At 72.1% G+C, this 25,335-nt stretch carries 27 protein-coding genes and 1 pseudogene; 6 read left to right on the forward strand and 22 right to left on the reverse strand.

What is annotated here, in order from left to right; genetic code table 11:
• Positions 1–29 precede the first annotated feature (29 nt).
• Complete coding sequence (locus AVW11_RS18470; RefSeq protein WP_060178489.1) at positions 30–1,670, reverse strand: thiamine pyrophosphate-binding protein; 1,641 nt, start codon at positions 1,668–1,670, stop codon at positions 30–32.
• Between the two features lie 42 nt (positions 1,671–1,712).
• Positions 1,713–2,537 carry a type 1 glutamine amidotransferase domain-containing protein gene (locus AVW11_RS18475; RefSeq protein ID WP_030841474.1) on the reverse strand — a complete coding sequence of 275 codons (825 nt, stop codon included), beginning with the start codon at positions 2,535–2,537 and terminating at the stop codon, positions 1,713–1,715.
• 295 nt (positions 2,538–2,832) lie between these two features.
• Between AVW11_RS18475 and AVW11_RS18480 the strand changes: the two genes are divergently transcribed.
• The 5 genes from AVW11_RS18480 (at position 2,833) to AVW11_RS39115 (ending at position 6,274) form a co-directional block, all read left to right on the forward strand.
• Positions 2,833–3,099: a UBP-type zinc finger domain-containing protein gene (locus tag AVW11_RS18480; protein WP_030841476.1), complete on the forward strand. Its 267-nt coding sequence runs from the start codon at positions 2,833–2,835 to the stop codon at positions 3,097–3,099.
• Positions 3,096–4,841 carry an FAD-dependent oxidoreductase gene (locus tag AVW11_RS18485; protein ID WP_060178490.1) on the forward strand — a complete coding sequence of 582 codons (1,746 nt, stop codon included), beginning with the start codon at positions 3,096–3,098 and terminating at the stop codon, positions 4,839–4,841. Before AVW11_RS18480 ends, AVW11_RS18485 begins: the two co-directional genes overlap by 4 nt.
• A gap of 54 nt (positions 4,842–4,895) precedes the next feature.
• Positions 4,896–5,405: a hypothetical protein gene (locus tag AVW11_RS18490; protein ID WP_060178491.1), complete on the forward strand. Its 510-nt coding sequence runs from the start codon at positions 4,896–4,898 to the stop codon at positions 5,403–5,405.
• Between the two features lie 72 nt (positions 5,406–5,477).
• Positions 5,478–5,807 carry a putative quinol monooxygenase gene (locus tag AVW11_RS39110; RefSeq protein WP_060178492.1) on the forward strand — a complete coding sequence of 110 codons (330 nt, stop codon included), beginning with the start codon at positions 5,478–5,480 and terminating at the stop codon, positions 5,805–5,807.
• Complete coding sequence (locus AVW11_RS39115; protein ID WP_030841483.1) at positions 5,804–6,274, forward strand: group II truncated hemoglobin; 471 nt, start codon at positions 5,804–5,806, stop codon at positions 6,272–6,274. Before AVW11_RS39110 ends, AVW11_RS39115 begins: the two co-directional genes overlap by 4 nt.
• Positions 6,275–6,518: 244 nt before the next feature.
• Here AVW11_RS39115 and AVW11_RS18500 read toward each other — a convergent pair whose 3' ends face one another.
• The 12 genes and pseudogenes from AVW11_RS18500 to fmt all read right to left on the reverse strand — a co-directional run bounded on the left by AVW11_RS18500 (position 6,519) and on the right by fmt (position 15,724).
• Complete coding sequence (locus tag AVW11_RS18500; RefSeq protein WP_076044785.1) at positions 6,519–6,971, reverse strand: barstar family protein; 453 nt, start codon at positions 6,969–6,971, stop codon at positions 6,519–6,521.
• Entirely contained in the window at positions 6,968–7,429 is a 462-nt protein-coding gene (locus tag AVW11_RS18505) for a guanyl-specific ribonuclease (protein ID WP_076044787.1), read from the reverse strand. The genes AVW11_RS18500 and AVW11_RS18505 overlap by 4 nt, the downstream gene beginning before the upstream one ends.
• A gap of 49 nt (positions 7,430–7,478) precedes the next feature.
• Positions 7,479–7,700: a CarD family transcriptional regulator gene (locus tag AVW11_RS18510; RefSeq protein WP_030841491.1), complete on the reverse strand. Its 222-nt coding sequence runs from the start codon at positions 7,698–7,700 to the stop codon at positions 7,479–7,481.
• A gap of 205 nt (positions 7,701–7,905) precedes the next feature.
• Positions 7,906–8,922 carry a sugar-binding transcriptional regulator gene (locus AVW11_RS18515; protein ID WP_030841494.1) on the reverse strand — a complete coding sequence of 339 codons (1,017 nt, stop codon included), beginning with the start codon at positions 8,920–8,922 and terminating at the stop codon, positions 7,906–7,908.
• A 138-nt stretch (positions 8,923–9,060) separates the two neighbouring features.
• Positions 9,061–9,747 (reverse strand): ribulose-phosphate 3-epimerase, encoded by a 687-nt coding sequence (rpe, locus tag AVW11_RS18520; protein ID WP_030841864.1) that lies wholly within the window; start codon positions 9,745–9,747, stop codon positions 9,061–9,063.
• Positions 9,748–9,963: 216 nt separating this feature from the next.
• Positions 9,964–10,044 (reverse strand): annotated as a pseudogene (locus AVW11_RS38990) (hypothetical protein); the annotation flags it as partial.
• The gene (locus AVW11_RS18525; RefSeq protein ID WP_338058865.1) at positions 10,008–10,535 is read right to left on the reverse strand and encodes a DUF6177 family protein; all 528 of its coding nucleotides are present in this window, start codon (positions 10,533–10,535) and stop codon (positions 10,008–10,010) included. The pseudogene AVW11_RS38990 and the gene AVW11_RS18525, both read right to left, overlap by 37 nt.
• Before the next feature lie 249 nt (positions 10,536–10,784).
• Positions 10,785–11,207, reverse strand: coding sequence for a hypothetical protein (locus AVW11_RS18530; RefSeq protein ID WP_076044791.1), 423 nt, complete (start codon positions 11,205–11,207; stop codon positions 10,785–10,787).
• Positions 11,208–11,609: 402 nt separating this feature from the next.
• Positions 11,610–12,566 carry a hypothetical protein gene (locus AVW11_RS18535; protein WP_076044793.1) on the reverse strand — a complete coding sequence of 319 codons (957 nt, stop codon included), beginning with the start codon at positions 12,564–12,566 and terminating at the stop codon, positions 11,610–11,612.
• Entirely contained in the window at positions 12,563–12,973 is a 411-nt protein-coding gene (locus AVW11_RS18540) for an alpha/beta hydrolase (RefSeq protein ID WP_225884665.1), read from the reverse strand. Before AVW11_RS18540 ends, AVW11_RS18535 begins: the two co-directional genes overlap by 4 nt.
• Positions 12,974–13,146: 173 nt before the next feature.
• On the reverse strand, positions 13,147–14,622 hold the full coding sequence (locus tag AVW11_RS18545; protein ID WP_060178495.1) for an RsmB/NOP family class I SAM-dependent RNA methyltransferase: 1,476 nt from the start codon (positions 14,620–14,622) through the stop codon (positions 13,147–13,149).
• A 157-nt stretch (positions 14,623–14,779) separates the two neighbouring features.
• Positions 14,780–15,724, reverse strand: a complete 945-nt coding sequence (gene fmt / locus AVW11_RS18550; protein ID WP_060178496.1) for a methionyl-tRNA formyltransferase — start codon at positions 15,722–15,724, stop codon at positions 14,780–14,782.
• Positions 15,725–15,975: 251 nt separating this feature from the next.
• Here fmt and AVW11_RS18555 point away from each other — a divergent pair, with 251 nt between their 5' ends.
• Positions 15,976–16,524 carry a hypothetical protein gene (locus tag AVW11_RS18555; RefSeq protein WP_060178497.1) on the forward strand — a complete coding sequence of 183 codons (549 nt, stop codon included), beginning with the start codon at positions 15,976–15,978 and terminating at the stop codon, positions 16,522–16,524.
• 235 nt (positions 16,525–16,759) lie between these two features.
• On the opposite strand, the gene AVW11_RS18560 is transcribed toward AVW11_RS18555, so the two are convergent.
• The 8 genes from AVW11_RS18560 to AVW11_RS18595 form a co-directional block, all read right to left on the reverse strand.
• Positions 16,760–18,859, reverse strand: coding sequence for a primosomal protein N' (locus AVW11_RS18560; protein WP_030841512.1), 2,100 nt, complete (start codon positions 18,857–18,859; stop codon positions 16,760–16,762).
• 132 nt (positions 18,860–18,991) lie between these two features.
• Positions 18,992–20,200, reverse strand: coding sequence for a methionine adenosyltransferase (metK, locus tag AVW11_RS18565; RefSeq protein WP_030841517.1), 1,209 nt, complete (start codon positions 20,198–20,200; stop codon positions 18,992–18,994).
• 197 nt (positions 20,201–20,397) lie between these two features.
• The gene (gene coaBC, locus AVW11_RS18570) at positions 20,398–21,612 is read right to left on the reverse strand and encodes a bifunctional phosphopantothenoylcysteine decarboxylase/phosphopantothenate--cysteine ligase CoaBC (RefSeq protein ID WP_076044797.1); all 1,215 of its coding nucleotides are present in this window, start codon (positions 21,610–21,612) and stop codon (positions 20,398–20,400) included.
• Between the two features lie 130 nt (positions 21,613–21,742).
• Positions 21,743–22,015 (reverse strand): DNA-directed RNA polymerase subunit omega, encoded by a 273-nt coding sequence (gene rpoZ, locus AVW11_RS18575; RefSeq protein WP_004948662.1) that lies wholly within the window; start codon positions 22,013–22,015, stop codon positions 21,743–21,745.
• Between the two features lie 74 nt (positions 22,016–22,089).
• Positions 22,090–22,653, reverse strand: a complete 564-nt coding sequence (gene gmk, locus AVW11_RS18580) for a guanylate kinase (RefSeq protein WP_030841523.1) — start codon at positions 22,651–22,653, stop codon at positions 22,090–22,092.
• A 61-nt stretch (positions 22,654–22,714) separates the two neighbouring features.
• Positions 22,715–23,038 carry an integration host factor gene (locus AVW11_RS18585; RefSeq protein ID WP_030008746.1) on the reverse strand — a complete coding sequence of 108 codons (324 nt, stop codon included), beginning with the start codon at positions 23,036–23,038 and terminating at the stop codon, positions 22,715–22,717.
• A 325-nt stretch (positions 23,039–23,363) separates the two neighbouring features.
• A complete protein-coding gene (gene pyrF, locus AVW11_RS18590) occupies positions 23,364–24,203 on the reverse strand; it encodes an orotidine-5'-phosphate decarboxylase (RefSeq protein ID WP_076044799.1) in 840 nt (279 codons plus the stop codon).
• A complete protein-coding gene (locus AVW11_RS18595) occupies positions 24,200–25,309 on the reverse strand; it encodes a quinone-dependent dihydroorotate dehydrogenase (RefSeq protein ID WP_076044801.1) in 1,110 nt (369 codons plus the stop codon). Before AVW11_RS18595 ends, pyrF begins: the two co-directional genes overlap by 4 nt.
• Positions 25,310–25,335: the final 26 nt, after the last annotated feature.

Genomic DNA, 25,335 nt, shown 5'->3' on the forward strand with positions numbered 1-25,335 from the left:
GCCGTTGCGCTTCCTTGAGTCCCGGTGCGTCAGATCTGCACGTCGACGAGGAACGGTCCGGGGTGGGACAGCATCCGGCCCACCGCGGCCACCGCCTCGTCCGGCTTCTCCACGCGCATCCCGCCGGCGCCGAGCGAGCGGGCCAGCCCGGCGAAGTCGATCTCGGGGTGCGAGAGGTCGAAGGAGCCCGGGAATCCGTGCTCGGGGATGTCCCGCTCCCGCCAGTACTGGGCGATGTTGTCGTCCAGCAGCCGGTACTTGCGGTTGTTGCAGACGACGAACTTGGCGTCGATGCCGTGCCGGGCCGCGGTCCACAGCGCCTGGTAGGTGTACATGGACCCGCCGTCGCCCGCGAAGCCCACGACGAGCCGGTCCGGGCGGGCCAGCTTGGCGCCGACCGCGCCGGGGAAGCCCACGCCGAGCGAACCGCCGCGGGTCAGGTGGTAGTCGCCGGGGCGCTCGGCCGGCAGGTGGCGGGTGACCAGCGGCGAGGTGGTCAGCGCCTCGTCGAAGACGATCAGGTCCCCGCCGGTGCGCTCGGCCAGGGTCCGCAGGAAGACGGCCATCGGCGTGCCGTCGTCCTCGGCGGGCGCCCCCGCCGACCGGGCCCGCTCCCGGGTCCGTGCGTCGAGCCGGGCGGCCGCGGCGGCCCGCCGCTGCGGGGTCAGCTGCCGCTCCAGTACGCCGGCCAGCGCGCGCAGCGCCTGGCGCGGATCCGCGGCGAGGCCCAGGTCCACCGGGTGGTTCTTGGCGATCTCGTAGGCGTTCAGGTCGATGTGGACGACCTTCGCGCCGGCCCGGAAGGGGCTCTCCAGCTCGGGGAACACCTCCGGGAAGACGTAGGTGCCGACGATCAGCACCCCGTCGGCGTCCGCGACCAGCTCCTTGCTGTGCGGGCCGAACATGTGGCCCGTCTGGCCGCGCCGCAGCGGGTGCGAGGCCGCGATGTTCACCTCGGAGGAGTCGACCTCGTAGACGTCGGCGCCCAGCAGCTCGGCGACGGCGGCGAGCTCGCGCTGCGCCCCGGAGAGCGCCACCCCGTCCCCGACGAGGACGACCGGCCGCTCGGCGGAGGCGAGCAGCGCGGCCGCCCGGCCGACCGACGCCGGCGAGGGCGCCACGTCCGTCAGCGGGACCGTGGCCGGCAGGACGGGCTCGGAGTTGAGCTCGTCCAGCACGTCCATCGGCAGCGCGACGAACACGGGCCCGCGGGGCGGGGTGAGCGCGATCTTGACGGCGCGGCGGACGGTGCGGAGCACCGAGCGCGGGTCGGTGACGCGGGTCGCGTACTTGGTGACGGGCCGGGCCATGGCCACCAGGTCGGACGCCATCTGCGCGTCCATGGCGTCGTAGCGGACCCCGGCGTCGCCGGCGACGACGACGAGCGGGGTGTGGCCGCGCAGCGACTGGTAGAGCATCCCGATGCCGTTGCCGAGGCCCACCCCGGAGTGCAGCTGGAGCAGGGCCGCGCCGCCGGTCGCCCGGGCGTACCCGTCGGCGATGCCGGCGGCCACGGTCTCCTGGAGGGCGAGGACGTAGCGGAAGTCCTCCGCCGCGTCCACCGCGTCGAGGAATCCCTGTTCGACCGTCCCGGGATTGCCGAACATCACCTTCAGGCCGTCGGCCTTGAACTGCTCGATCAGCCTTTCCCGTCCGGGAGTGGCTTCCATGAATTCCCCCTCGCCTGTCCGAAATCCCGGCGGTTTCCGGGACTACCAGCCGTATCGGGTGAGGCCGTCCTCCAGGACCTCCACGATCTTCTGCCCCGTCAGATAGGAGTCGGGGGTGGAACGTCCGGTGACGAAGGGGAAGTCCACGATCACCGAGACCGGCTTACCGAAGTTCCCGTGGTAGGCGCCGCGCGGTCCCGTCGCGTCGCGCAGGATGTATTCCAGCGGATACGGCGGCGGGCCCATGTTGAAGTCGGTACCGAGGAATCCGGTGCCGTCCTTGTAGTCGTACTCCTTGCAGTGGCCGGTCACGTGCTTGCCCCAGATGATGCTCCTGCGGTCGTCCCAGTCCCGGGCGAAGGCCAGGCAGGCGACCCCGTAGCACTCGGCGGCCACGACCTTGCCGGCCTTCCGGAAGGCCAGGATCAGGGCGTGCACGCGCTCGTTGTTGGCGAGGTCGGCGATCGGGCCGCTGCCTCCGACGATGAGGACCGCGTCGTACCCGGCGATGTCGGCGTCGAGTTTGTCGAGATCACGGTGGTACTGCTCCAGCTTGGGCAGGTAGGCCGTGTCGCTCGTGTACGGGCGCTCGGGCACCCACGCCTCGATGTCGAGCGGCGAGTCCAGCCGGCTCGACCGCTCGAACTCGCGCCCCAGCCGGGCGTTCTCCTCGGTGGTCACCGAGCGTCCGAGCGGGGGGTCGATGTAGTTCGCGTCGAGGCTCGGCGGGAGAGCGTGCGCACGCTTTCCGGTCGGCGTGGCGAATATGACCTCGTAGCCCCGCTCGTCGAACTTCGATACGGGCCCTATCAGTTCTTCGGCCCAGTAACCGTGTTCGGAGACAATGACCAGAATCTTTCTGCTCACGTATTCCTCCAGGCGCCGCCTGTTGTCGTTGGCGTCCCCCACACTGGCCGGGCCCCGAGCCTTCGTCAAAGCGCTGGCATGCGACTTCGTGAGGTAGCCGGGCAGCCGACCGGGGCACCTCAGGAAGTCGTTCGCGGAGGTCATGAAGTAGCCGCAGGACTAAGTGACTTCGGCCGAATCGGTGAACCATTTCGCGGGGCCCGCCCTAAGGTCTGGACGCGCCGTGAACCGCGGGCGCGCGAGCCGTGTTGCTGTGACGAGCATGAGCACGAGGAGAGGGACGGCGACGATGACGATGGACCTTTTGTGCACACACATCGATCAGATACGTCCGGTGAAGCCCACCGCGGTGGGCTGCGAGGAGTGCCTCGTCGCCGGCGACACGTGGGTGCACCTGAGGCTGTGCCTGAGCTGCGGACACGTCGGGTGCTGCGACTCGTCGAAGAACCGTCACGCCACCCGGCACTACCGCACCTCCGAGCATCCGATCGCGGCCTCCCACGAGCCGGGCGAGGACTGGGCCTGGTGCTACGCCGACAAGCTGATGCTGGACCCGGCATGAGCACGGCCCGGGAGAGCTCCCCCGCACCCGCCGCCCCTGCCGCGGCCGCAACCTCGTCCGCGGCCGCCGCCGAGCGCGCGGAGAGCCGCAAGCCGGTGATCCTGGCCGTCGACGACGACCCGCAGGTGCTGCGGGCCGTCCGCCGCGACCTGCGCAGCGCCTACGGCGACCGCTACCGGGTCCTCGGGGCCTCCTCGGCCGCCGACGCCCTGAAGATCCTCGACTCCCTCGACGAGCGCGGCCACGATCCGGCGCTGTTCCTCGTGGACCAGCGCATGCCGGACGTCACCGGCGTCGAGTTCCTGCTGGAGGCGGTCAGCCGCTTCCCGGACGCCCGCCGGGTGCTGCTGACCGCGTACGCCGAGACCGACGCGGCGATCACCGCGATCAACCGGGTCCGGCTGGACTACTACCTGCTCAAGCCCTGGGACCCGCCGCACGAGCGGCTCTTCCCCGTCCTGGACGACCTGCTCTCGGACTGGCTGGCGACCTACCGCCCCGCCTACGACGGGATCATCGTCGCCGGCCACCTGGTCTCCCCCGGCACCCACGCCGTACGGGACTTCTTCACCCGCAACGGCCAGCCGTTCCGCTTCCTCAACGTCGAGCGGGACCCGGAGGCGCTGACCCTCATCGCCGCCCAGCCCGACGGCGCCCTGCCGCTGGTCCGCTTCCCGGACGGGTCGGTGCTCTCGGCGCCGACCGACACCCAGCTCGCCCAGCGCCTGGGCCTGGCCACCACCGCCTCGCGCCCGCACTACGAGTGCGTCATCGTCGGCGCGGGCCCGGCGGGCCTGGCGGCCGGCGTCTACTCGGCGTCCGAGGGCCTGTCCACCCTGATGCTGGACTCCCGCGCCCCGGGCGGCCAGGCCGGCACCTCCAGCCTGATCGAGAACTACCTCGGCTTCCCCTCGGGTCTCTCGGGCGGCGACCTGACGCGCCGTGCGACCATCCAGGCCTCCCGGTTCGGCGCCGAGATCCTGCACCCGGTGGAGGTGGTCTCGCTGACCCGCGACGACCCCGCGAAGATCCTCACCCTCGCCGACGGCACGGAGATCTCCGCCGAGACGGTCCTGCTCGCGACCGGCGTCTCGTACAACCGGCTCGACGCCCCGGGCGCCGAGCGCTTCGAGGGCGCCGGCCTCTACTACGGCGCGGCGACCACCGAGAGCTCGGCCTGCATCTCCCAGCACGTCTTCATCGTCGGCGGCGCCAACTCGGCGGGGCAGGCCGCCGTGCACTTCGCGAAGTACGCCGCCCGCGTGACGGTCCTGGTCCGCGCGTCCTCCCTGGACGCGAGCATGTCCCGCTACCTCGTCGACGAGATCGAGCGCACCCCGAACATCGAGGTCAGGGTGCGCACCACGGTGGTCCGGCTGGACGGCGAGGAGCACCTGGAGCGGCTGACCCTCCACGATGCGGAGTCGGGCCGGGACACCGAGGTCCCGGCGCGCTTCATGTTCACCTTCATCGGGGCCCGCCCGCACACCGACTGGCTCGCGGGCGTCGTCGAGCGGGACGAGTACGGCTTCGTCCTCACCGGGTCGGACCTGATCGCGAACGGCGGCGAGCTCCCGGCCGAGTGGAGCCTGGAACGCGCCCCCTACCCCCTGGAGACGAGCGTGCCCGGCGTCTTCGCGGCGGGCGACGTCCGCGCCCACTCGGTCAAACGGGTGGCGTCGGGCGTGGGCGAGGGGGCGATGGCCGTCTCACTGATCCACCGCTACCGCTCGATGGGCTGAGAGCGAACGCTGTGCCCTTGTGATCAAGGGCACAGCGGATGCAACGTTGATTACATGATTACAGCCGAACAGAGCGAACAGCTCCGCGGGTGGTTCGCCGAGCGCCTGCCGGTGGACGTCTACGAGGCCCTGGACTCGGTCACCGTCGACCGCGAGGAGATCACGGTCGTCGGCGTCATCCCGGCATCCGAGTCGGTCGGGGAGTTCCGGATACGCACCCGCGAACAGCGCATGGAAGTGGCCCGCGAGGCCGAGGAGCTCTACCGCCGCAAGGTCGCCTGGGGCGTACGGGTGGGGGACGAGACGACCCTCTTCACCCACCTCGCCGTCCCCGTCATGACCCGTCTGCGCCAGTCCGAGCGCCAGGTCCTCGACACTCTGGTCGCCGGCGGCGTGGCCCGCAGCCGGGCCGACGCACTGGCCTGGTGTGTCCGCCTGGTCGGGCGCAACACCGACAGCTGGCTGACGGATCTGCGCGACTCCCTGGACCGGGTCGGCCGGGTCCGCGCGCAGGGCCCCGACGTCTCCGGCCCGACCGACTCCATGAAGTCCGGGTCCGAATGACGAATCCGCCCCACGGCGCCGTGTGATCGCGTAAGGCTGGCCGAGACCTACACCCAGGGAGAGGTACGCACCATGACGACCACCGTCGAATACATCCGCTACCGGATCGCATTGGACGACCAGCAGGCCTTCGAGGACGCGTACGCCCGGGCGGCCGAGTCCCTGGCCGCCTCACCCGAGTGCATCGACTACGAACTGGCCCGGTGCGAGGAGGAGAAGGAGCGCTACATCCTCCGGATCCGCTGGACCTCGATCGAGGCCCATCTGGGAGGCTTCCGCAAGGGGGAGCACTTCCCTGCCTTCTTCGCCGCGATCCGCCCCTACGTGACGGCCATCGAGGAGATGCAGCACTACCTCGTGACGGGCGTCGTGGGCACGGGAAAGGGCGCCGGTCAGCGATGAGCACCACACCGACCATCTACGAGTGGATGGGCGGGGCGGAGGCGATGAACCGCCTCACCGACGCCTTCTACGCCCACGCCCTCCAGGACGAGGTCCTGGCCCCGGTGTTCGCGGGCATGGACGCGGAGCACCCCCGGCACGTCGCGGTCTGGCTGTCGGAGGTCTTCGGCGGCCCGGCGGACTACACCGACCACCACGGCGGCCACCAGCACATGGCCACCAAGCACCTGGGCCGGGCCATCACCGAGCGGCAGCGCCGCCGCTGGGTGGACCTGCTCATGGACACGGCCGACGAGGTCGGCCTCCCGACGGACCCCGAGTTCCGCGGGGTCTTCGCCTACTACATCGAGTGGGGCACCCGCATGGCCCTGATCTACTCCGGCCCCAACCCCCCGCCGGTCGACGCGGCCAAGATCCCCGTCTGGTCCTGGGGCCAGACCCCGCCCTGGATCCCGAAGGCGGACTGAGGACGACGGAACGGGACGGCGGGCAAGCCGAGCCCCCGTCCAGGGCCGGGGCGAAGCCGCGCGCCCTCAGCCCCGCGCACCACTCGGCCCGACCGGCGCTTGAGGCCCGGGGGGCCGACGGTCCGGGGCCCGGGGCTGAGCCCCGGGCTCTCAGCCCCGCCGCACCGTCCAGCCCGGCCGGCGCTTGAGGCCCGTGCCCCCGGGGGCAAGGGGGCCGGGGGGCGGCCGGGGCGAAGCCCCGCTCTCAGCCCCGCCGGCGCTTGAGGCGCGGGGTCCGGGGTGGAGCCCCGGCGGCCGGCCCGCGCCCGGACTTTGGCGTCGGCTCCGGCTCGGCCAGCAGCACCGTGAGCCCCGGCTCCCCGTCCTGCCGCCCCCGCCAGAAGTCCACGGCCTCCTCCAGCACCTCCACGAAGGTCTCCCACTCCGCAGGCCGCGCCCCCGCGTACCCCTGCCACGAGGTCACCGCGACCAGCCGCCCCGCGGCCCCCGCGTCCGGCAGCCAGGACAGGTCCTTCAGGACATCGGCCAGCGCGTCCCAGTTCCCGCCGAACCACTCCGGCAGCCGCAGCGCGGCTCCGCACCGGCCCATCAGCCCGGCCTGGTCCCGTACGCCGTCCAGGTCCAGCCGTACGGCCGTCCGGCCCGCGGCCTCGGCGGCGGCGAGCGCCGGAGCGAGCGGCTGCGGGTACAGGGTCATCGGAGAACCGCCTTGAAGGTCTGGTAGTGGTCGTCCGTGTAGTAGAACTCCCCGCCCCCACCCGTCACGATCCGCCGGGCCCCGCGGTCCCGCTCCCCCCGCGTGCGCACCGTGAACTCGTGGTAGTAGCCGCGCTTCTGGCGCGGCAGGACCTTCTCGAAGTTCCCGAAGACGGTGCCGTCCTGCCGGTACGGGTACGGGCCGCCCCTGTCGACGAGCGCGAGGACGTCCCGCGCCTCCCGCGGCAGCGCGCCGACCCGTACGACGGCCATCCCGCGCGCCCAGTCCGCAACCGCGTCGGGCACGGCGCTGGGAGCCGTACTGAGCTCGGTGCTGCCGCCGGCGACGGCGGGGCCGGGTTTCTGCGCACCACATCCCGCCGTCGCGACGAGCGCGACACAGAGGAACACAGCCCCCAGTGAACACACCAACCATCGGGGCACGTTCCGGAAGATCATGCGCCGATGGTGTCAAATATCCGATTCGCCCGCGAATCGCTCGGTCGCGTCAGAGCGCGGCCATCTTGCTGTAGGGGCTCAGGATGCGCTTCTGGACCGAGCCGAAGTCGACGAGAACGGCGATCCCCTCCTCGATTCCGACGACACGGCCGAGGCCGTGCTCGTCGTGAGTGACCCGATCGCCGACGCTGAACTGCCGGATGGGCTGTTCCACGGGGGCTTTGAACGGGCTGGACGGCAAATGGCGGCGAGGAACTGCTGATTTTGTCATTGGATTCAGTATGCGCCCCGCGGGCCGCCGCGCGGCGACCCTTCGGATCTCGATCCGGGCACCATCCGCCCCACCGGCCCTCCGCGGCCTGTGCATCGCCCGCGCCGAACCCGCCCCGGATCGCACACGGGAGCGACGACGCGGGGCGACACGGGCCCCCGGGCCGCGCCCCTCCGTACGCGGCGCGGGACCCGGCCGAGGGGGCCTACAGGTCGTCCGGGTCGGCCCGGTCCAGTGCCGGCCGCAGCCCCGGAGCCGACTCGGTCAGCAGGTAGTCGGCGACGGCCGTGTCCGTGACCAGGCTGGTCACCAGCCCCGACCGCAGCACCGCGCCGATCGCGGAGGCCTTGCGCAGCCCGCCCGCGATCGCCACGACCTCGGGGATCCGGCGCAGCCGGTCCGCCTCGACCGTGATGCACCTCTCGCCGAGGTCCCGGCCGACCCGCCGGCCCTCGGCGTCGAAGAGGTGTGCGGACATCTCCGCCGCGACGCCGAGGGAGGCGTAGTGGGCCCGCTCCTCGTCCGTCAGCATGTCGTGGACGGTCGAGATGCCCGGCTCCCACGAGCCGATGGAGACGGCCGCGACCGTCACCTTGTCGAAGTAGTCGAAGGCGCGGGCGATCCCGGTCTGGCTGCGCAGCGCGGCCGCGGTCGCCGGGTCGGGCAGCAGCATGGGCGCGTAGATCGGGTGCGCGTCGCCGCCCGACACCTGCGCGGCCCTGCGTACGGCCTCCACCGATCCGCGCTCCGCGGTCCCCGCGTCGTACACGCCGGTCAGCTGGACCACGGTGCACTGCGGCAGGCGGTGCAGGGAGGCGGCCATGTGGATGGTGGACCGGCCCCACGCGAGGCCCAGCACGTCACCTTCACTGACGAGTTCACCCAGCAGGTCGGCGGCGACGGCACCCAGGTTCTCCGGGTCCGGGGCGTCCTCGGTGGCGTCGGCCGGCGACTCCACCACGACGGCGTGCCGGAGCCCGTACCGGGCCCGGAGCGCGTCCGACCGCTCCGCGTCGAGCTCGGCCGGGACCCGGATCTCGATGCGCACGAGGTCGCGTTCGAGGGCGGTTTCCAGGACCCGGGCCACCTTGAAGCGGCTCACGCCGAACTCCTCGGCGATCTGGATCTTGGACTTGCCCTCCAGGTAGAAGCGGCGCGCCATGGCCGCCGCCTGCACCAGCTCCGCGGGTCCCATCCGCAGGGCTGACCGTCCCGCCGACATTGCAGACACCGCGTTCTCCTCACTGCTGTTCACACTCTCGTGTTCACACTCTCGACTCGTCGTTCATCCTGTCAGATCCGACGGCCGTTGATCAGCCTGGACAGCTCCCGTTCACCGAGCTGTTCATCAACGCTCGGCTCAGTGGTCGCAAGCCCACGGCGCCGCCGCGATCGCCGCACCCGCCTGGTCACGCAGCGTGCGGACGGCGGCCCCCGGATCGACCGCCCCGTAGACCGCGCTGCCCGCCACGAAGACGTCCGCGCCGGCCTCGGCGCAGCGCTCGATGGTCGAGGCCGATACCCCGCCGTCGACCTGCAGCCACAGCTCCAGACCGTGCTTGGCGATCAGCTCCCGGGTACGGCGGATCTTGGGGAGCATGATGTCCAGAAAGGGCTGGCCGCCGAAGCCGGGCTCGACAGTCATGATCAGCAGCATGTCGAGCTCGGGGAGGATGTCCTCGTACTGCTCGATCGGCGTCGCGGGCTTGAGCGCCATGGACGCCCGCGCCCCCTTCGCCCGGATCTCCCGCGCGAGGCGCACGGGCGCCGCCGCGGCCTCGGCGTGGAAGGTGACCGATCCCGCACCGGCCTCCACGTACTGCGGCGCCCAGCGGTCCGGGTTCTCGATCATCAGGTGCAGGTCCAGCGGGATGTCCGTGGCCCGGCTCAAGGACTCCACGACCGGCATGCCGAGGGTGAGGTTCGGGACGAAGTGGTTGTCCATGACGTCGACATGCAGCCAGTCGGCCCCCTCGACGGCCTTCGCCTCCTCGGCGAGACGGGCGAAGTCGGCGGACAGGATGCTGGGATAAATCTGAGCGGCCATGCCCCAAGCCTGCCATGCCTGCGGCCGGTTCCGGCCACGACCCCGCAAGTCGAAGATCCCGTAGCGACGCTTAAGTAACCGCGCAGGACAATTAACCTTCTCTTGCAATGAGCTCGGCGCGGTTCCGTCCATGACACCGTCGCCGCGCCTCCCCCGGCCGGCGGCACCGGCTGCCGTGTCCCGCCCCGCCTCGTGGACCTGCGCCGGGCCGAGAACGAAGGCGTACGGCAGTGGCGGGTGCTCGTAGCGGGGCGGGGCGCTCAGGTCCCGGCGGGCTTCGCGCAGCTGGCACAGCATGGTCTTGAGAGCCCGTACCGGCTCACCAGCTCCTCCGTGCCGACGACAACGGTCCAGGTGGGCCGAGGGGCCCGCTCGTAGGCCGGCTCGGTCAGCTGGCGCCGCGACCAGGTCAGGCCGGCGGGCTCCGAGGCCCCCCAGCCGGCCGGCAGGCCGCCCGTCAGCGCCTGCCAGGCGGCTTCCAGCGCGCCGCCGAGGACCAGGTCCGCCGTGGGGCGGTGCAGGGTGCGGAAGGAGACGCTGAGCTGACGCTCACCGGTGGGTCCGGCTCCGGCCTGCGTGAAGGCGTCCGCCACCGGGGTCTCGCCGTTCTCCCCGCGGGCCGGGGAGAAGGCGTCGTCCTGCCAGGTGAGTACGGCACCCGTGAGGCCGTCGTAGTAGCCGCAGCGCTCGTCCTGCACCACCCACCGGGCGGGCATGGACTGCAGCAGCAGGCGGGTGGGCGTGGAGAGGCGGCAGTGCGGCGGGGTGACGATCTGCAGTCGTTGGATTGGAGCAGCGTGGGTCCGAGGTAGCCGCTTGTGTCATGCCCTTCCGCGAGGTCGGGAAATTTCCTGACGAAGCACTCGAATCGCTCGCCCATTCGCCCCTTCCCGTCCAACGTCCCGCGGCCTGAGGGCGTCGCACAGCCCCTACACCGACACCCGAACGCGACATCGGTCCTCACCAGGGACGTCGTTGCATCCGCCGCCGGGCCGCCCGTCCCGGTCGCGATCAGAGCGGGCGTCGGGGGAGGATCTTCACGTTCCGAGGCAGTCGCGAATACCGGCCAGCGGATCGCGACCGTGCTCCTCAACGTACTCGCGGCGACGCAAGTCGGCCTTCTCCGGATTCGCCACGCAGCAGTAGTCCCAGAAGTCGACCAGTACGCGGAACGCGTCGTCGAGCGCGTACTCGCCCTGAACGTGCTCGACGAAACAGTTCTCCACCCTCACGCCTTGCGGGCTGATGGTGACGGTGTGCGCGTTGCCGTCCAGGTCCTCCGGCGTGAATCCCGGATTGGCCTTGGCCTCGGCAACCAGGTCGATCGCCTCCAAGACGGACAGCGGCGAGAGCTGGATGTCGGCCGTGACCCACTGCCCCAGGATGTTCAGCTCGGCAGGGCCTGAGAAGGACGGCGCCCCGAAGGCGTCCTCGACGTAGTACTGAGTGCGGATCACCACTCTGTTCTCCTCCTTGCCTACCGCGTGCCGGGGTCGGCGGGGTCGTGGGCCGAGGCCCCATGACCGGCCGGGCCATGGGGGTAGCTTGCGTCACCGGAACCGGAGTCGTGACCCGTGGAGTCGCGCTGACCGGTGCCTTGGCCACTACCGCCGGACGAGCGTCGCCGTGCCCGCGCCGGAACCACCGTGCTGGTGACTCCCGCCACCGGTGGCGGGAGTGGCCACCCCCAGCACCCGTATGCGGTGCACCGTGCCCGGCGCCACAAGTCGCCGCCCAGCGCCTGGAAGGCGTTGAGCACGTCCTTGCCGGTAGCGCGGATGCCGGAGGCGGGCCTTCAGCGCGGCCGCGTGAGTCTCCTGAGTCTCCAGGTCGCGGTGAACGGACAGGTTCGGGGCCGGCCGTCATGCCGCCGCGGGCGCCGGACCGCCGGCGGGCGTCGTCACCGCGACGCGCACCGCGCCGGTGGCCGAGGCCGCGACCTGCGCGACCGTGCGCTCTTCGGGGTGGCCCGCGACGAAGCCCGGGGCGTCCGCAGGCGCCGACATCGGTCGAACGCGCCATCCCGCGCTCCGGAAGTACTCCTGCGCGCGCCCGACGGCGGCGGCCCTCTCGGCCTCCGGCAGCGGGACGGTGGACCAGGCGTGGTGGACCGAGGCGCCCGACTCGTCCCGGACCGTGCTGAGGCCTTCTCGGGGCTGCGTGGGCGCCGATCCGACCTGCAACACGTCGTAGATCCGGCTCGAGTGGCCCAGGGCTCGGCGGGTGGCGGGATCACCCGCCGGCGGGGTCTCGAACTCGGCGGGAGCGGCCGGGGCCGCCCCCGAGGCCTTGCTCTTGCCCGGCGGGAGGAAGCACGGCGACACCACCTTGAGAGTGGCGAGGCCCTCGCCCTTGGCGCGGTCCAGGACCCCGGTGATGGCTTCCATCCAGAAGTCGTCCGGCTCCGTACGCATGCTCACCCAGGGGAAGGGGCCGGACATGTCCTCCTCGTTCGAGGAGTTGTACTTGTAGCCCTGCTTCAGCCAGGCGTCCCGCGCCTGCAGCACGAGGTTCTTGGCGTCGGTCCCGGGAACGCCGGTGAGCTTGTAGAAGAGAGTCGCCTGCAGCCGGTCGTCATTGCGGCTGTCGTCCCTGGCGATGCAGGGACCGATGGTCGCGGGGCCGAACCGCTCCAGCGTCGGCTGGGGCGACATGGTGTCCACCGCCTGCCGGATGATCTCTTCCGCCCGGTCGATGGCCTGCTGCTCGTTCATGGTGACCTGCTTCGCCTTCTCTCCGTTGCCCGACCCCCCGCACCCGGTCACCGTGACCGTCAGTGCGAGCAGTGCGCCGACCGAGAATGCCTTCCGTAGTTTCACGGCTTTCCTCCGGTGACTATCCCTGCCAGGCTCCTGAGGGGCTTGTCGTCCCAGTACTGGGAGTGCGCGGGCATCATTTCCCAGTCCTCGACCGGCCACTTGCCGTCGGGGACCTCGAAGACCTGGCCGCCGAAGTCGTCGGTGGTCGGGTCGGTCCCGTGAACGATCGTGTGGTCGTCGAAGGTGTCCCACCACGCTTTCGGGCTGAGCGGATCCCGGCCCACCGGCGGGGCCAGGTTGATGAGGTCGTGGTCGGCCGTGGCCGCGAAGATCCGGTCGGGTGGGATGTTCAGGTCCTTCGCGTGGTCCACTCCCACGCCCGGACTGCCCAGCATGATTGCGCTGTCGACCGGCAGGTCCACGTGCATGCTCAATGCGAGCAGCCCCCGAACGTTCCTGTCGATCACACCGGTCAGGAACGCTACTTCGTTGTGCAGCGCGGCTCATGAGTACGCGTACTCAGGCGCGTGAGCATCTGCCCCGGGCCCGAAAGTGCAGATGGAACGACTGCGGGCACGGAAGACTCCGTGCCCGCAGTCGGTCGAGGGGGATCAGCTCGCGGCGGCCGGTGCCGCGGGGTCTACGCCGTGCGGCGCAGCAGGGCCAGGTACATCGCGTCCGTGCCGTGCAGGTGCGGCCACAGCTGGACGTCCGGGCCGTCGCCCAGACCGGGGACGCCCGCCATGAAGGGCCTGGCGTCGATGAGTTCGGCGGACACCGGCGCGTTGCCGGAGCCGCGGCCCTTGAGGACGTCGTCCACCACGACCCGGGTCTCCGCCAGGTGCGGCGAGCACGTCGCGTAGCCGACGACCCCGCCGACCCGCACCGCCGACAGTGCCTGCCGCAGCAGCCCGCGCTGGAGCGGCGCGAAGCCCTCCAGGTCCTCCGGGCGGCGGCGCCAGCGGGCCTCCGGGCGGCGGCGCAGCGCGCCCAGGCCGGAGCAGGGCACGTCCATCAGGACGCGGTCGAAGGAGCCCGGCAGCCACGCCGGGCGGGTGCCGTCCGCCGTGATGACCTGGTACGGGCCCGGGTTGCCCGCGAGGGCCCGCTCCACCAGGCGCGCCCGGTGCGGCTGCTTCTCCGAGGCCAGCAGGAACGCCCCGCGCTCGGCGGCGAGCGCGGCGAGCAGGGCCGCCTTGCCGCCCGGGCCGGCGCAGCCGTCGAGCCAGCGCTCGTCGCGGCCCTCGACGGGCACGGCCGCCAGGGCCATCGCCACCAGCTGGCTGCCCTCGTCCTGCACGCCGGCGCGGCCCTCGCGGACCGCCTCCAGCGCGCCCGGTTCGCCGCCCTCGGCCATCCGGACGGCGTACGGCGACCAGCGGCCGGGCAGCGCCGACTCCTCGCCGACCGCCTCCAGCAGCTCCTGGGGCGTGGACCGGCCGGGCCGGGCGACCAGCGTCACCTCGGGCCGCTCGTTGTCGGCCTCCAGCAGGTCCTCGATCCCGGCGCGTCCGCCGCCCAGCGCGTCCCACAGGGCGCTGACGACCCACCTGGGGTGCGAGTGGTAGATGGCGAGGTGCTCCTCGGCGTCGTCCTCGTAGGGCGGCGCGACCCGTTCCAGCCAGCCCTCGAGGTCGTGCGCGGCGATCTTGCGCAGCACGGCGTTGACGAATTTGGCGCGCCCGTCCCCCAGGACCACCCGGGCCAGCTCCACGCTCGCCGAGACGGCGGCGTGGGTGGGGATCCTGGTGCCCAGCAGTTGGTGCGCGCCGAGGGAGAGGACGTCCAGGACCGGCGGGTCGACCTCGCGCAGCGGGCGGTCGATGCAGGCCTTGATGACCGCGTCGTAGGTGCCCTGGCGGCGCAGCGTCCCGTAGACCAGTTCGGTGGCCAGTGCCGCGTCGCGCGCCTGGAAGCTCTCGTCCTGGCGGGCCTTCCTGAGCAGCGGCGGCAGGACGAGGTTGGCGTAGGCGTCGCGTTCGTCCACCGCCCGCAGCACCTCGAAGGCCAGCATCCGGACGGGGTCCTTCTGAGGCCGTCGGTACGGCTTGGCCTGCTTGCCGCCCGCTCCTGCGGGAGCGGGCTTGCGACGGGGCTGGCGGGGCTGTTCGCTCACGTGAAAGGTGCTCCGGATGTACGAGTGCTACGAGTGCTACGAGTGGTGCGGTGCCGCAGGCTGTGCGGGTCTGGGAGTGCTGCGAGTGGTGCGGCTGCCGGTGGCGCGGGCGCTGCGGCCCCGCCCGTGGCGCGGGTCTGCGGCACGGCCGCTGCGTTCAGCCTACGTCGGCTCCGCCGAGCCGCTCGCCGGGGGCGATCCGCACGCCGCGCGCCCAGTCCGCGGCGCGCATCGGCTTCTTGCCCTGCGGCTGGACCCAGAGCAGCTCGACGGCGTGCGAGCCGGTGCCGACGTGGACGTTGTTCTTGGCGGCGGACAGCGCGCCCGGCTCCAGCTCCGTACGGTCGGCCACCATGCCCAGGGAGATCAGCTTGAGCCGCTCCCCACGGAAGACGGTCCAGGCGCCCGGGGCCGGTGTGCAGCCGCGCACGACGCGGTCGACGCGCATCGCGGGAGCCGTCCAGTCGATCCGGGCGTCCTCCACCGTGATCTTGGGCGCGAGGGAGATCCCGTCGAGGGGCTGGGCGACGGCGCGCAGGGTGCCGTCCTCGATGCCGTCCATGGTGGCGGCCAGGAGTCCGGCGCCGGCGAAGGCGAGCCGCGTGAGCAGGTCGCCGCTGTTGTCGGTCGGCCGGATCTCCTCGGTGAGGACGCCGTAGACCGGGCCCGAGTCGAGGCCTTCCTCGATCTGGAAGGTGGAGGCGCCGGTCAGCTGGTCACCCGCCATGATCGAGTGCTGGACGGGGGCGGCGCCGCGCCAGGACGGCAGCAGCGAGAAGTGCAGGTTGACCCAGCCGTGGCGCGGGATGTCGAGGGCGCTCTTGGGGAGGATGGCCCCGTAGGCGACGACGGGGCAGCAGTCGGGGGCGATGTCGCGCAGCCGGGCCTGGAACTCGGGGTCGCGCGGCCGGGTGGGCTTGAGGACCTCGATGCCGGCCTCTTCGGCGCGTTCGGCGACCGGGCTGGCGACGAGCCGCCGGCCGCGGCCGGCCGGTGCGTCGGGCCGGGTGACGACGGCCGCGACCTCGTGCCGCCCGGAGGCGATCAGGGCGTCCAGGGCGGGTACGGCGACCTCGGGGGTGCCTGCGAAGACGAGCTTCACTGGGGGTCCTACCTCGCTATGTCGGCTGTCAGCAGCGCACCAGTCTATGGGGCGTCAGCCGGACGCCCCACCTGTGGCGCCGAGGGGGCGTGCGTACACGCGCGCGCCACTCGCATATGCCGACACGCCCCCACAGCGTGACCTGCACGACGGGTGGCGCGTTGGTCAAGAGAGATTGACCGAAACGGGCCGCGTGTGAACGATGTCTGCGGCCCGATCCGCCCTTCAGCACCGGTTCGAGAGGCTTCTTCATGGCCGACCACGCCACCCACGACGCCCAAGCCCGGGCCAGCCTGCACCTCCTGGTGCGGGACATCGAGCGGGTTCGCCGGCAGGTGGATGCCCTGCGTACGCTCACCGCCCAGCTCGGCAACGTGTACCGTCCGCGTCGCTCGGGTCCCTCCACGGGTTTCGTCGTCTACGGCCGGGCGCCCGCGCCCACCGTCCGCCTCGCCCAGGAGCTCCGGGACAGCGTGGAGACGCTGGTCACCGCCGCGGTGGACTTCGACCGCTCGCTCGGATTCTCGTGGGACGCGGTCGGTTCGGCGCTCGGTGTCACCAAGCAGGCCGTGCACCGCCGCTACGGTGCTCGGCGGGCGCAGTCCGCTGAGGCCGCGGAGCCGCTGGCCGAGGGCACGACCACGCGGACCCTGGGGCCCCTGCCCACCGTCCCGGCAGCCCGGTCGGTGCCGCCGCAGCCCGTGCGCGAGGAGGCGCAGGCCGCCGCCGGCGGCTCTCCCGGACGTGTCCTGGGGGACGCGCCGCGCTCCCCCGCCTTCCCCGGTCCCCGCAACGGCTGACGCTGTCCCGCCGCCGGGACGCCGACCCCCGACGGCCGCGAGCAGCGGGCCGCAGCACCGGATTCGCCCCGGCCGGGACGCCCGTACGGGTGCCCGCCGGGGCTTCGGCGTTCGGTGTGGAGCAGGCGCGGAACAGGGCGCGACAGGTGCGGACCATGCGCGACTGGTGAGACAGATGCGACAGGTACGACAGGTGGGGACGCTGCGCGACAGGTGCGCCACAGGTGCGCAGGCGTCAGCCGATGTCCGCCGGGTCGATCCGGATCCGCACCGCGTCCGCCGCCGGGACACCGCGGGCCAGGCGCGCCGCCTGCGCGGATTTCAGGGCGGCTGCCAGGGCGGCTCCGCTGCCGGGCGGGACCCGGACCAGGACCCGCTCCCCGGGTGAGGGCTCCCCGCGCCGGCCGGGCAGCGGTACCGGGCCGAGGATCTCGGCGTCGGCCGGCAGCCCGGCCCCGGCCAGGAAGGCCTCCAGCGCTTCGCCCGGTCCGGCGACGGCGGCCATCCGGGAGACGGGCGGGAAACCGAGCTGGGCCCGCTCCGCGAGCTCCCGTACGGCGTGGCCCACCGGATCCCACCGGACGAGGGCCTGTACGGGCCGCAGCGTCGGCTCGGCGACCACCACGACCTGGCCGTCCGCGCGGACGAGGGAGGCGGCGGCGATCCAGCGCCGCAGCGCGTCCTCGCCGGCCCGCAGGTCGGGGCGGGTCAGCATGGCCCAGCCGTCGAGCAGCAGCGCCGCGGCGTACCCGGCACCTGCCGCCACCGGCTCGGCGCCGGGGGTGCTCACCACGAGCGCCGGCCGGTCCGGCACCTCGTCCAGCACGTGGTCGCGGCCGGAGGTGCGCACGGGCACGGCCGGGAAGGCCCGCCCCAGTTCCTCGGCGGTGCGCCGGGCGCCGACGACCTGGGCGCGCAGGCGGAAGGACCCGCATTCCCCGCAGTGCCAGGACGCCTCGCCGCGGCCGCACCAGCCGCAGGTCAGGTCCCGCTCGTCGGGAGCTTCCAGGGGTCCGGCGCAGGCGGTGCAGCGGGCGGGGGTCCGGCACCGTTCGCACGCCAGTCGGGGCACATAGCCGCGGCGGGGCACCTGGACGAGGACGGGCCCGCTCTTCAGCCCTTCCCGTACGGTCTCCCACGCCAGGCTGGGGAGCCGGGCGGCGCGGGCGGCCTCGTCCCGGGCCAGGAGTTCGTCGCCGACGGTGCGGATCCGGGGCGCGGTCGCCCGTACGGTCTCGCGGGCCGCCACGAGCGGCCGGGCCCAGCCCGACTCCACGAGCTGGGCGGCCTCGACGGTGCAGCTGGTGCCGCCGGCGAGGAACGCGCAGCCGTCGCTGACCGCGCGCAGTTCGAGCACCTCGCGCACGTGCGGGAAGGGGGCGCGGTCCTCGCTGTGGCTGGAGTCGCCGTCGTCCCAGATCGCGACCAGTCCGAGGTCGCGGACGGGGGCGAACATCGCGGCCCGGGTGCCGATGACGGCGCGGACGGAGCCCCGGTGGACGGCGAGCCACTGGCGGTAGCGCTTCTCGGGGCCGGATTCGGCGGTGAGCAGGGCGTGGCGTCCTTCGCCGAGCAGAGCGGTGAGGGCGGCGTCGACCCGGCCTGCGGTGCGGCCGTCGGGGAGCACGGCGAGGGCTCCGCGGCCCGAGGCGAGGGTGGCGGCCATGGCCCGGGCGAGTTCGTCGGCCCAGCCGGGGCCGGGCAGCGCGGTCCACACCGCGCGCGGAGTGGCGCCGGTGGCGAGGGCGCGCAGGAAGCCGGGGCCGGCTCCGTACCGCTCCCAGCCGGCGGGCTCGGGGGCGGCGGGCGGGGGCAGCGGCTGCGGTGAGGGCTCGGCCTCGGCCTTGGCGTTGCGCGGAGGCAGGGCGAGTTGCAGCACGTCGGCGAGGCTGCCCGCGTACCGGTCGGCGACGGCCCGGGCGAGGGCGAGCATGCGGGGGCCGAGGACCACCTCGGGAGAGACCACCTGGGCGAGCGCGGCGAGGGCGCCGTTGTAGTCGGACTCTGCGCGGCGCTCGACGATGAACCCGTCGATGAGGCTGCCGCCCTCGCGGCGGCCCCCCCGTACGTGGTGGGAGCCCGCGCCGAAGCGGACGCGGACGCGGACGCCGGGCTGGGCGGCCTCGGAGAGCTCGGCGGGCACGGCGTAGTCGAAGGTCCGGTCGAGGTGGAGGACGCCCTTGTTCACGAGGACCCGGGCGACGGGGAGCTCCTCGGCGAGGGCCGCGCCCCGCCAGGTACGCGGCTTCGCCTTGGGCGCCTTGGCCTTCGCCTCGGCGACCATCTCCCGGATCAGCGCGAGCTGCTCCGGCGGGGAATCGTTCGCGCTGCTCACACCAGCATTCTTACCAAACCGCACTGACACGCGGGGGGGGCCGCCGGGGCCGCCACCGGGGCGGGCGGGTACGGGCGAGGCCCCGGACCGTGGGGTCCGGGGCCTCGTCGCGCGGTGTCCTTCGAGCGGTGCCTACAGACCGGCGGCGGTGCGCAGGGCGTCCACGCGGTCGGTGCGCTCCCAGGTGAAGTCCGGCAGCTCGCGACCGAAGTGGCCGTAGGCGGCGGTCTGGGCGTAGATCGGGCGCAGCAGGTCCAGGTCGCGGATGATCGCGGCCGGGCGCAGGTCGAAGACCTCGCCGATCGCGTCCTCGATCTTCTGGACCTCGACCTTGGCGGTGCCGAAGGTCTCGACGAAGAGACCGACGGGCTCGGCCTTGCCGATGGCGTACGCGACCTGGACCTCGCAGCGCGAGGCGAGGCCGGCGGCGACCACGTTCTTGGCGACCCAGCGCATGGCGTAGGCGGCGGAGCGGTCGACCTTGGACGGGTCCTTGCCGGAGAAGGCGCCGCCACCGTGGCGGGCCATGCCGCCGTAGGTGTCGATGATGATCTTGCGGCCGGTCAGGCCGGCGTCGCCCATCGGGCCGCCGATCTCGAAGCGGCCCGTCGGGTTCACGAGCAGGCGGTAGCCCTCGGTGTCGAGCTTGATGCCGTCCTCGACGAGCTGGGCCAGGACGTGCTCGACGACGAACTCGCGGATGTCGGGCGCGAGCAGCGAGTCGAGGTCGATGTCGGAGGCGTGCTGCGAGGAGACCACGACCGTGTCGAGGCGGACGGCCTTGTCGCCGTCGTACTCGATGGTGACCTGGGTCTTGCCGTCGGGGCGCAGGTACGGGATGGTCCCGTTCTTGCGGACCTCGGACAGGCGGCGCGAGAGCCGGTGCGCGATGTGGATCGGCAGCGGCATCAGCTCGGGGGTCTCGTCGCAGGCGTAGCCGAACATCAGGCCCTGGTCGCCGGCGCCCTGCTTGTCGAGCTCGTCCTCGTCGCCCTCGACGCGCTTCTCGTAGGCGGTGTCGACGCCCTGCGCGATGTCCGGGGACTGGGCGCCGATGGACACCGAAACGCCGCAGGAGGCGCCGTCGAAGCCCTTCTTGGAGGAGTCGTAGCCGATCTCGAGGATCTTGTCCCGGACGAGCTGCGCGATCGGCGCGTAGGCCTTCGTCGTCACCTCACCCGCGATGTGCACGAGACCCGTGGTGATGAGGGTCTCCACGGCGACGCGCGAGGTCGGGTCCTCGGTGAGGAGTGCGTCGAGGATCGTGTCGCTGATCTGGTCAGCGATCTTGTCGGGGTGGCCCTCGGTCACAGACTCCGAGGTGAACAGACGACGGGACACAACGCTCCCTGGGGTTGCAGCGGCTGCTGGCTGATCATTTGGCGGAACCACATCGGGGGCTGCGCCCGATCACGTTCCTGGTGCAGTTTATCGGTCGCCACCGTCGCCCGGACCATCCGTCTCGCCTTATGGGAGCCGTGTGACCTGCGGCACTCCCATTCTTACGTACGGAGGTGACCGAGTGAAGGGGAATCCGCTCAGGCGCGTCGCGGCATATACCGGCGCGTAACCTGGTCCCATACCGCTTCCGCCAGGGCTTCCTTCGGACCGTAGGGCACCGGGATCTCCGACCCGTCCGAGGAGAGGATGATCGCCTCGTTCTCCTCGGATCCAAAGGTGCGTGTCTCGCCGACCTCGTTCACGACGAGAAGATCACATCCCTTGCGGCGGAGCTTGGCCCGGCCGTTGTCGAGGACGTCGTCGGTCTCCGCGGCGAAGCCCACGACCACCTGGCCCTCGCGGGCCCGGTCGGCGGAGATCTCGGCGAGGACGTCCGGGTTGCGCACGAGCGCGACCGGGGCCGGGTCCTCGCCGTCCTTCTTCTTGATCTTGCCGCCGGCGTACTCGGCGGGCCGGAAGTCGGCCACGGCCGCGGCCATGACCACGACGTCGGCGTCCGACGCCGCCTTGAGCACGGCCTCCCGCAGCTGTACGGCCGTCCCCACGCGGACGACGTCCACCCCGGCGGGATCGGCCAGCGCCGTGTTGGCCGCGATCAGGGTGACCCGCGCCCCGCGGGCCACGGCCGTACGGGCCAGCGCGTAGCCCTGCTTGCCGGAGGAGCGGTTCCCGAGGAAGCGCACCGGGTCCAGCGGTTCGCGCGTGCCGCCCGCGCTGATCACGACGTGGCGGCCGGCGAGGTCCGGGGCGGCCACCCCGCGGCGCAGGACCTGGCGGCACACCTCGAAGATCTCCTCCGGGTCGGGCAGCCGCCCCTTGCCGGTGTCCTTGCCGGTGAGCCGGCCGACGGCGGGCTCGATGACGACGGCGCCGCGGCGGCGCAGCGTGGCCACGTTCTCCTGGGTGGCGGGGTGCTCCCACATCTCGGTGTGCATCGCCGGGGCGAAGACCACCGGACAGCGGGCGGTGAGCAGCGTGTTCGTGAGCAGGTCGTCGGCGAGCCCGTGGGCGGCCTTGGCCAGCATGTCGGCGGTGGCCGGGGCCACGACGACGAGGTCGGCGCCCTGGCCGATGCGTACGTGGGGCACCTCGTGGACGGTCTCCCACACCTCGGTGGAGGCCGGGTTCCCGGACAGGGCGGCCCAGGTGGCCTCACCGACGAAGTTCAGCGAGGACGCCGTGGGCACCACCCGCACGTCGTGTCCGGACTCGGTCAGCCGGCGCAGCAGCTCGCACGCCTTGTAGGCGGCGATCCCGCCGCTGACACCCAGCACGACCTTCGGCTTACCCATCCGCGCACACCCCTTTTGACACTCTCGGCTCGTCCGCCGCGTCCGGCTCTGATCGTCGTACCCACCCATGACACACCACAGGCCCGGCAGATGTTCTGCCGGGCCTGTGGTGAAGGAAACTCTCGGTGCCTTACTGGGCCGGGGCCTCGATGGCCTCGGAGGTCAGCAGACCCGCGTTGATCTCGCGCAGCGCGATCGAAAGCGGCTTCTCGTGGACGTGGGTGTCCACCAGCGGGCCGACGTACTCGAGCAGGCCCTCACCGAGCTGCGAGTAGTACGCATTGATCTGACGCGCGCGCTTGGCCGCGTAGATCACGAGGCTGTACTTCGAGTCCGTGGCCTCGAGCAGCTCGTCGATCGGCGGGTTGATGATGCCCTCGGGCGCAGTGATGGAAGAGGACACGCTCTACCTTCCGAAGATGGATGAAAGATTGGGCCGTCTGTGGTCGGGCGCTTCGGTGGAGATCGACCGACGATTCAGACAACTTCCATCAAGGCTAGCAGCTCACGTGCCACGTCCTCGACGGAGGTGTTGACCAGGGTGACGTCGAACTCCGACTCGGCAGCGAGTTCGATCGTGGCAGCGCCGAGCCGGCGCTCGATCACCTCGGCCGATTCGGTGCCCCGGCCGGTGAGCCGGCGGACCAGCTCCTCCCAGCTCGGCGGGGCCAGGAAGACCAGCTGGGCCTCGGGCATGGACTCGCGGACGAGCCGTGCGCCCTGGAGGTCGATCTCCAGCAGTACGGGCTCGCCGTTTTCCAGGCGCTCCAGCACCGCGCCGCGCGGTGTGCCGTAGCGGTTGCCCGCGAACTCGGCCCACTCCAGCAGCTCGCCATTGGCGATCAGCTTGTCGAACTCGTCGTCGTTGACGAAGAAGTACTGGACTCCGTGTCGCTCACCGGGCCGCGGCTTGCGGGTGGTGGCCGACACCGAGAGCCAGACCTCGGGGTGAACCTTGCGCATATGCGCGACGACCGTGCTCTTGCCGACCCCTGAGGGGCCGGAGAGCACGGTCAGCCGCGGACGTACCTCTGCTGCCATAGAGCGATTATCCAGGTTCCCAGGACTGCCTGAGAACGCCGGGAGAACTTCAGTCGACGCTTCAGGCGCCGGTGCTGCCGAACTCGCGCTCCAGAGAGGCGATCTGGTTGGAACCGAGACCTCGGACACGCCGGGACTCGGAGATGCCGAGACGCTCCATGATCTGCTTGGCGCGCACCTTGCCCACGCCAGGCAGGGACTCCAGCAGGGCGGAGACCTTCATCTTGCCGATGACGTCGTTCTCCTGGCCCGTCTTGATGACCTCTTGGAGCGAGGCGCCGGAGTGCTTGAGTCGATTCTTCACCTCGGCCCGCTCCCGGCGAGCCGCGGCGGCCTTTTCGAGCGCGGCTGCGCGCTGTTCAGGGGTAAGGGGCGGAAGAGCCACGCCTACGTCACCTCGGATGTCGAACTGTCGGATACGGACCGGTGGGGAACCCCAGGGCACCACACCAGGCGAGCTCCCGAACAGCGATGGAACTCGTTCGCTGCGCGTTCACTCTGCTCGGAGACTAGCGGCCAACACCGCTCCAGTCAGCGAGAACGAACGAAAAGTCCTGGTCAGCCTCTGCTGAACCGTACATCACGGACAAAATACCCCTGTTTTGTCCGGTGAAGGGCGTTCGAATTTCGTCAGAAAGTGCGAGACCCCGCTCCGCGCGGATGCGGAGCGGGGTCCCACAGGGGTCTCTCAGGGGTCCTTGCGGCACTCCTTACGCGGAGACGGCCTCGCGGATCTCGTCGGAGAAGCGGTGGGCCGCGTCGCGCAGCGCCGTGACGTCCGGGCCGTGCCGCAGGACGCCCCGTGAGACGTTCGGGACGACGTTGCGCACGGCCTTGCCGAAGACCGCCGGCAGGTCCGCCGCGGTCGCGCCCTGCGCGCCGATGCCGGGAGCCAGGAGCGGCCCGTTGATGTCCAGGTCGAAGGAGGACAGATCGCCCAGGGTCGCGCCGACCACCGCACCGAAGGATCCCATCGGGGAGGCGTCCGCGTTCTCCGCCGCCAGGTGCGCCAGCATCGTGGCCGCGATGGTCCGGCCGTCCTCGCGGACCGCGCGCTGGACCTCGGCCCCCTCCGGGTTCGACGTCAGGGCCAGGACGAACAGGCCCGCGCCCGACTCCCGGGCCAGGTCCACCGCCGGCGCCAGGGAGCCGTAGCCCAGGTACGGGGACACCGTCAGTGCGTCGGAGAACAGCGGCGAGGCGGGGTCCAGGAAGGCCGAGGCGTACGCGGCCATGGTCGAGCCGATGTCGCCCCGCTTGGCGTCCATGACGACCAGGGTCCCGGCCGCCCGGGCGTCCGCCACGGTCTGCTCCAGGACGGCGACTCCCTTGGAGCCGAACCGCTCGAAGAAGGCGGCCTGCGGCTTGAAGACCGCCACCGACTCCGCGAGCGCCTCCACGACCGTGCGGGAGAAGCGCTCCAGGCCGGCGATGTCGTCCTGCAGGCCCCACTGCGCCAGCAGGGCGGCGTGCGGGTCGATGCCGACGCACAGCGGGCCGCGGGAGTCCATCGCGGCGCGCAGGCGGGTGCCGAACGGGGTCAGGGTCACTGTGCGGCCTTTCGGGTCTCGGCGCCCACCGCGTCGGCGAGCGTCGCGTAGGGGCTGGCGGCCAGGCGCGCGGCCAGGCCCTTGTGGATGGCGCGGGCGTAGCAGGGGCCCTCGTAGATGAAGGCGCTGTAGCCCTGGATCAGCGTGGCGCCGGCCAGGATCCGCTGCCAGGCGTCCTCGGCGTTTTCGATGCCGCCGACGCCCACCAGCACCATGCGGTCGCCCACGCGGGCGTACAGGCGGCGCAGGACCTCCAGGGAGCGTTCCTTGACGGGCGCGCCGGAGAGCCCGCCGGTCTCCTTGACCAGGGACGGGGCGGACTTCAGGCCGAGGCCGTCGCGCGCGATGGTGGTGTTCGTGGCGATGATGCCGTCGAGGCCGAGCTCCAGGGCCAGGTCGGCGACGGCGTCGACGTCCTCGTCCGCGAGGTCGGGTGCGATCTTGACCAGCAGGGGGACCCGGCGGTCGGTGACGGTGCGGTCCGCGGCCTCGCGCACGGCCGTCAGCAGGGGGCGCAGCGACTCGGTGGCCTGGAGGTTGCGCAGGCCCGGGGTGTTCGGGGAGGAGACGTTGACGACGAGGTAGTCGGCGTGTCGGGCCAGACGCTCGGTGGAGGTGACGTAGTCGCCCACGGCCTCCTCCTCGGGCACGACCTTGGTCTTGCCGATGTTGACGCCGACGACGGTCCGGAAGAGCGCCCGGCGGGCCGCCAGGCGGGCCGCGACGGCCGCCGAGCCCTCGTTGTTGAAGCCCATCCGGTTGATCAGGGCGCGGTCCGGCACGAGCCGGAAGAGCCGCTTCTTGGGGTTGCCGGGCTGCGGCTCGGCGGTGACCGTGCCGATCTCGATGTGGTCGAAGCCGAGCATCGACATGCCGTCGATGGCGACGGCGTTCTTGTCGAAGCCGGCCGCGAGCCCGAAGGGGCCGTGCATGCGCAGGCCGAGGGCCTCGGTGCGCAGTTCCTTGTACCGCGGGGCCAGGGCGGCCGCCACGAAGGTGCGCAGCACGGGGGTGCGGGCCGCGAGGCGGATCCAGCGGAAGGCCGTGTAGTGGGCGGCTTCCGGGTCCATCCGCTTGAAGACCAGGTTGAAGAAGATCTTGTACATCGTCGAGAGGATCCCTCTGCGCTCGT

Source organism: Streptomyces amritsarensis, from assembly GCF_001953875.1.
Classification (GTDB): Bacteria; Actinomycetota; Actinomycetes; order Streptomycetales; family Streptomycetaceae; genus Streptomyces; species Streptomyces amritsarensis.

Bases quoted from the DNA above. Each gene is read 5' to 3' on its own strand.
- AVW11_RS18470 (WP_060178489.1), bottom strand. From the start codon at position 1,670: ATGGAAGCCACTCCCGGACGGGAAAGGCTGATCGAGCAGTTCAAGGCC.
- AVW11_RS18480 (WP_030841476.1), top strand. From the start codon at position 2,833: ATGGACCTTTTGTGCACACACATCGATCAGATACGTCCGGTGAAGCCC.
- AVW11_RS18485 (WP_060178490.1), top strand. From the start codon at position 3,096: ATGAGCACGGCCCGGGAGAGCTCCCCCGCACCCGCCGCCCCTGCCGCG.
- AVW11_RS18490 (WP_060178491.1), top strand. From the start codon at position 4,896: ATGATTACAGCCGAACAGAGCGAACAGCTCCGCGGGTGGTTCGCCGAG.
- AVW11_RS39110 (WP_060178492.1), top strand. From the start codon at position 5,478: ATGACGACCACCGTCGAATACATCCGCTACCGGATCGCATTGGACGAC.
- AVW11_RS39115 (WP_030841483.1), top strand. From the start codon at position 5,804: ATGAGCACCACACCGACCATCTACGAGTGGATGGGCGGGGCGGAGGCG.
- AVW11_RS18500 (WP_076044785.1), bottom strand. From the start codon at position 6,971: ATGACCCTGTACCCGCAGCCGCTCGCTCCGGCGCTCGCCGCCGCCGAG.
- AVW11_RS18505 (WP_076044787.1), bottom strand. From the start codon at position 7,429: ATGATCTTCCGGAACGTGCCCCGATGGTTGGTGTGTTCACTGGGGGCT.
- AVW11_RS18510 (WP_030841491.1), bottom strand. From the start codon at position 7,700: ATGACAAAATCAGCAGTTCCTCGCCGCCATTTGCCGTCCAGCCCGTTC.
- AVW11_RS18515 (WP_030841494.1), bottom strand. From the start codon at position 8,922: ATGTCGGCGGGACGGTCAGCCCTGCGGATGGGACCCGCGGAGCTGGTG.
- rpe (WP_030841864.1), bottom strand. From the start codon at position 9,747: ATGGCCGCTCAGATTTATCCCAGCATCCTGTCCGCCGACTTCGCCCGT.
- AVW11_RS18555 (WP_060178497.1), top strand. From the start codon at position 15,976: ATGGCCGACCACGCCACCCACGACGCCCAAGCCCGGGCCAGCCTGCAC.
- coaBC (WP_076044797.1), bottom strand. From the start codon at position 21,612: ATGGGTAAGCCGAAGGTCGTGCTGGGTGTCAGCGGCGGGATCGCCGCC.
- gmk (WP_030841523.1), bottom strand. From the start codon at position 22,653: ATGGCAGCAGAGGTACGTCCGCGGCTGACCGTGCTCTCCGGCCCCTCA.
- AVW11_RS18595 (WP_076044801.1), bottom strand. From the start codon at position 25,309: ATGTACAAGATCTTCTTCAACCTGGTCTTCAAGCGGATGGACCCGGAA.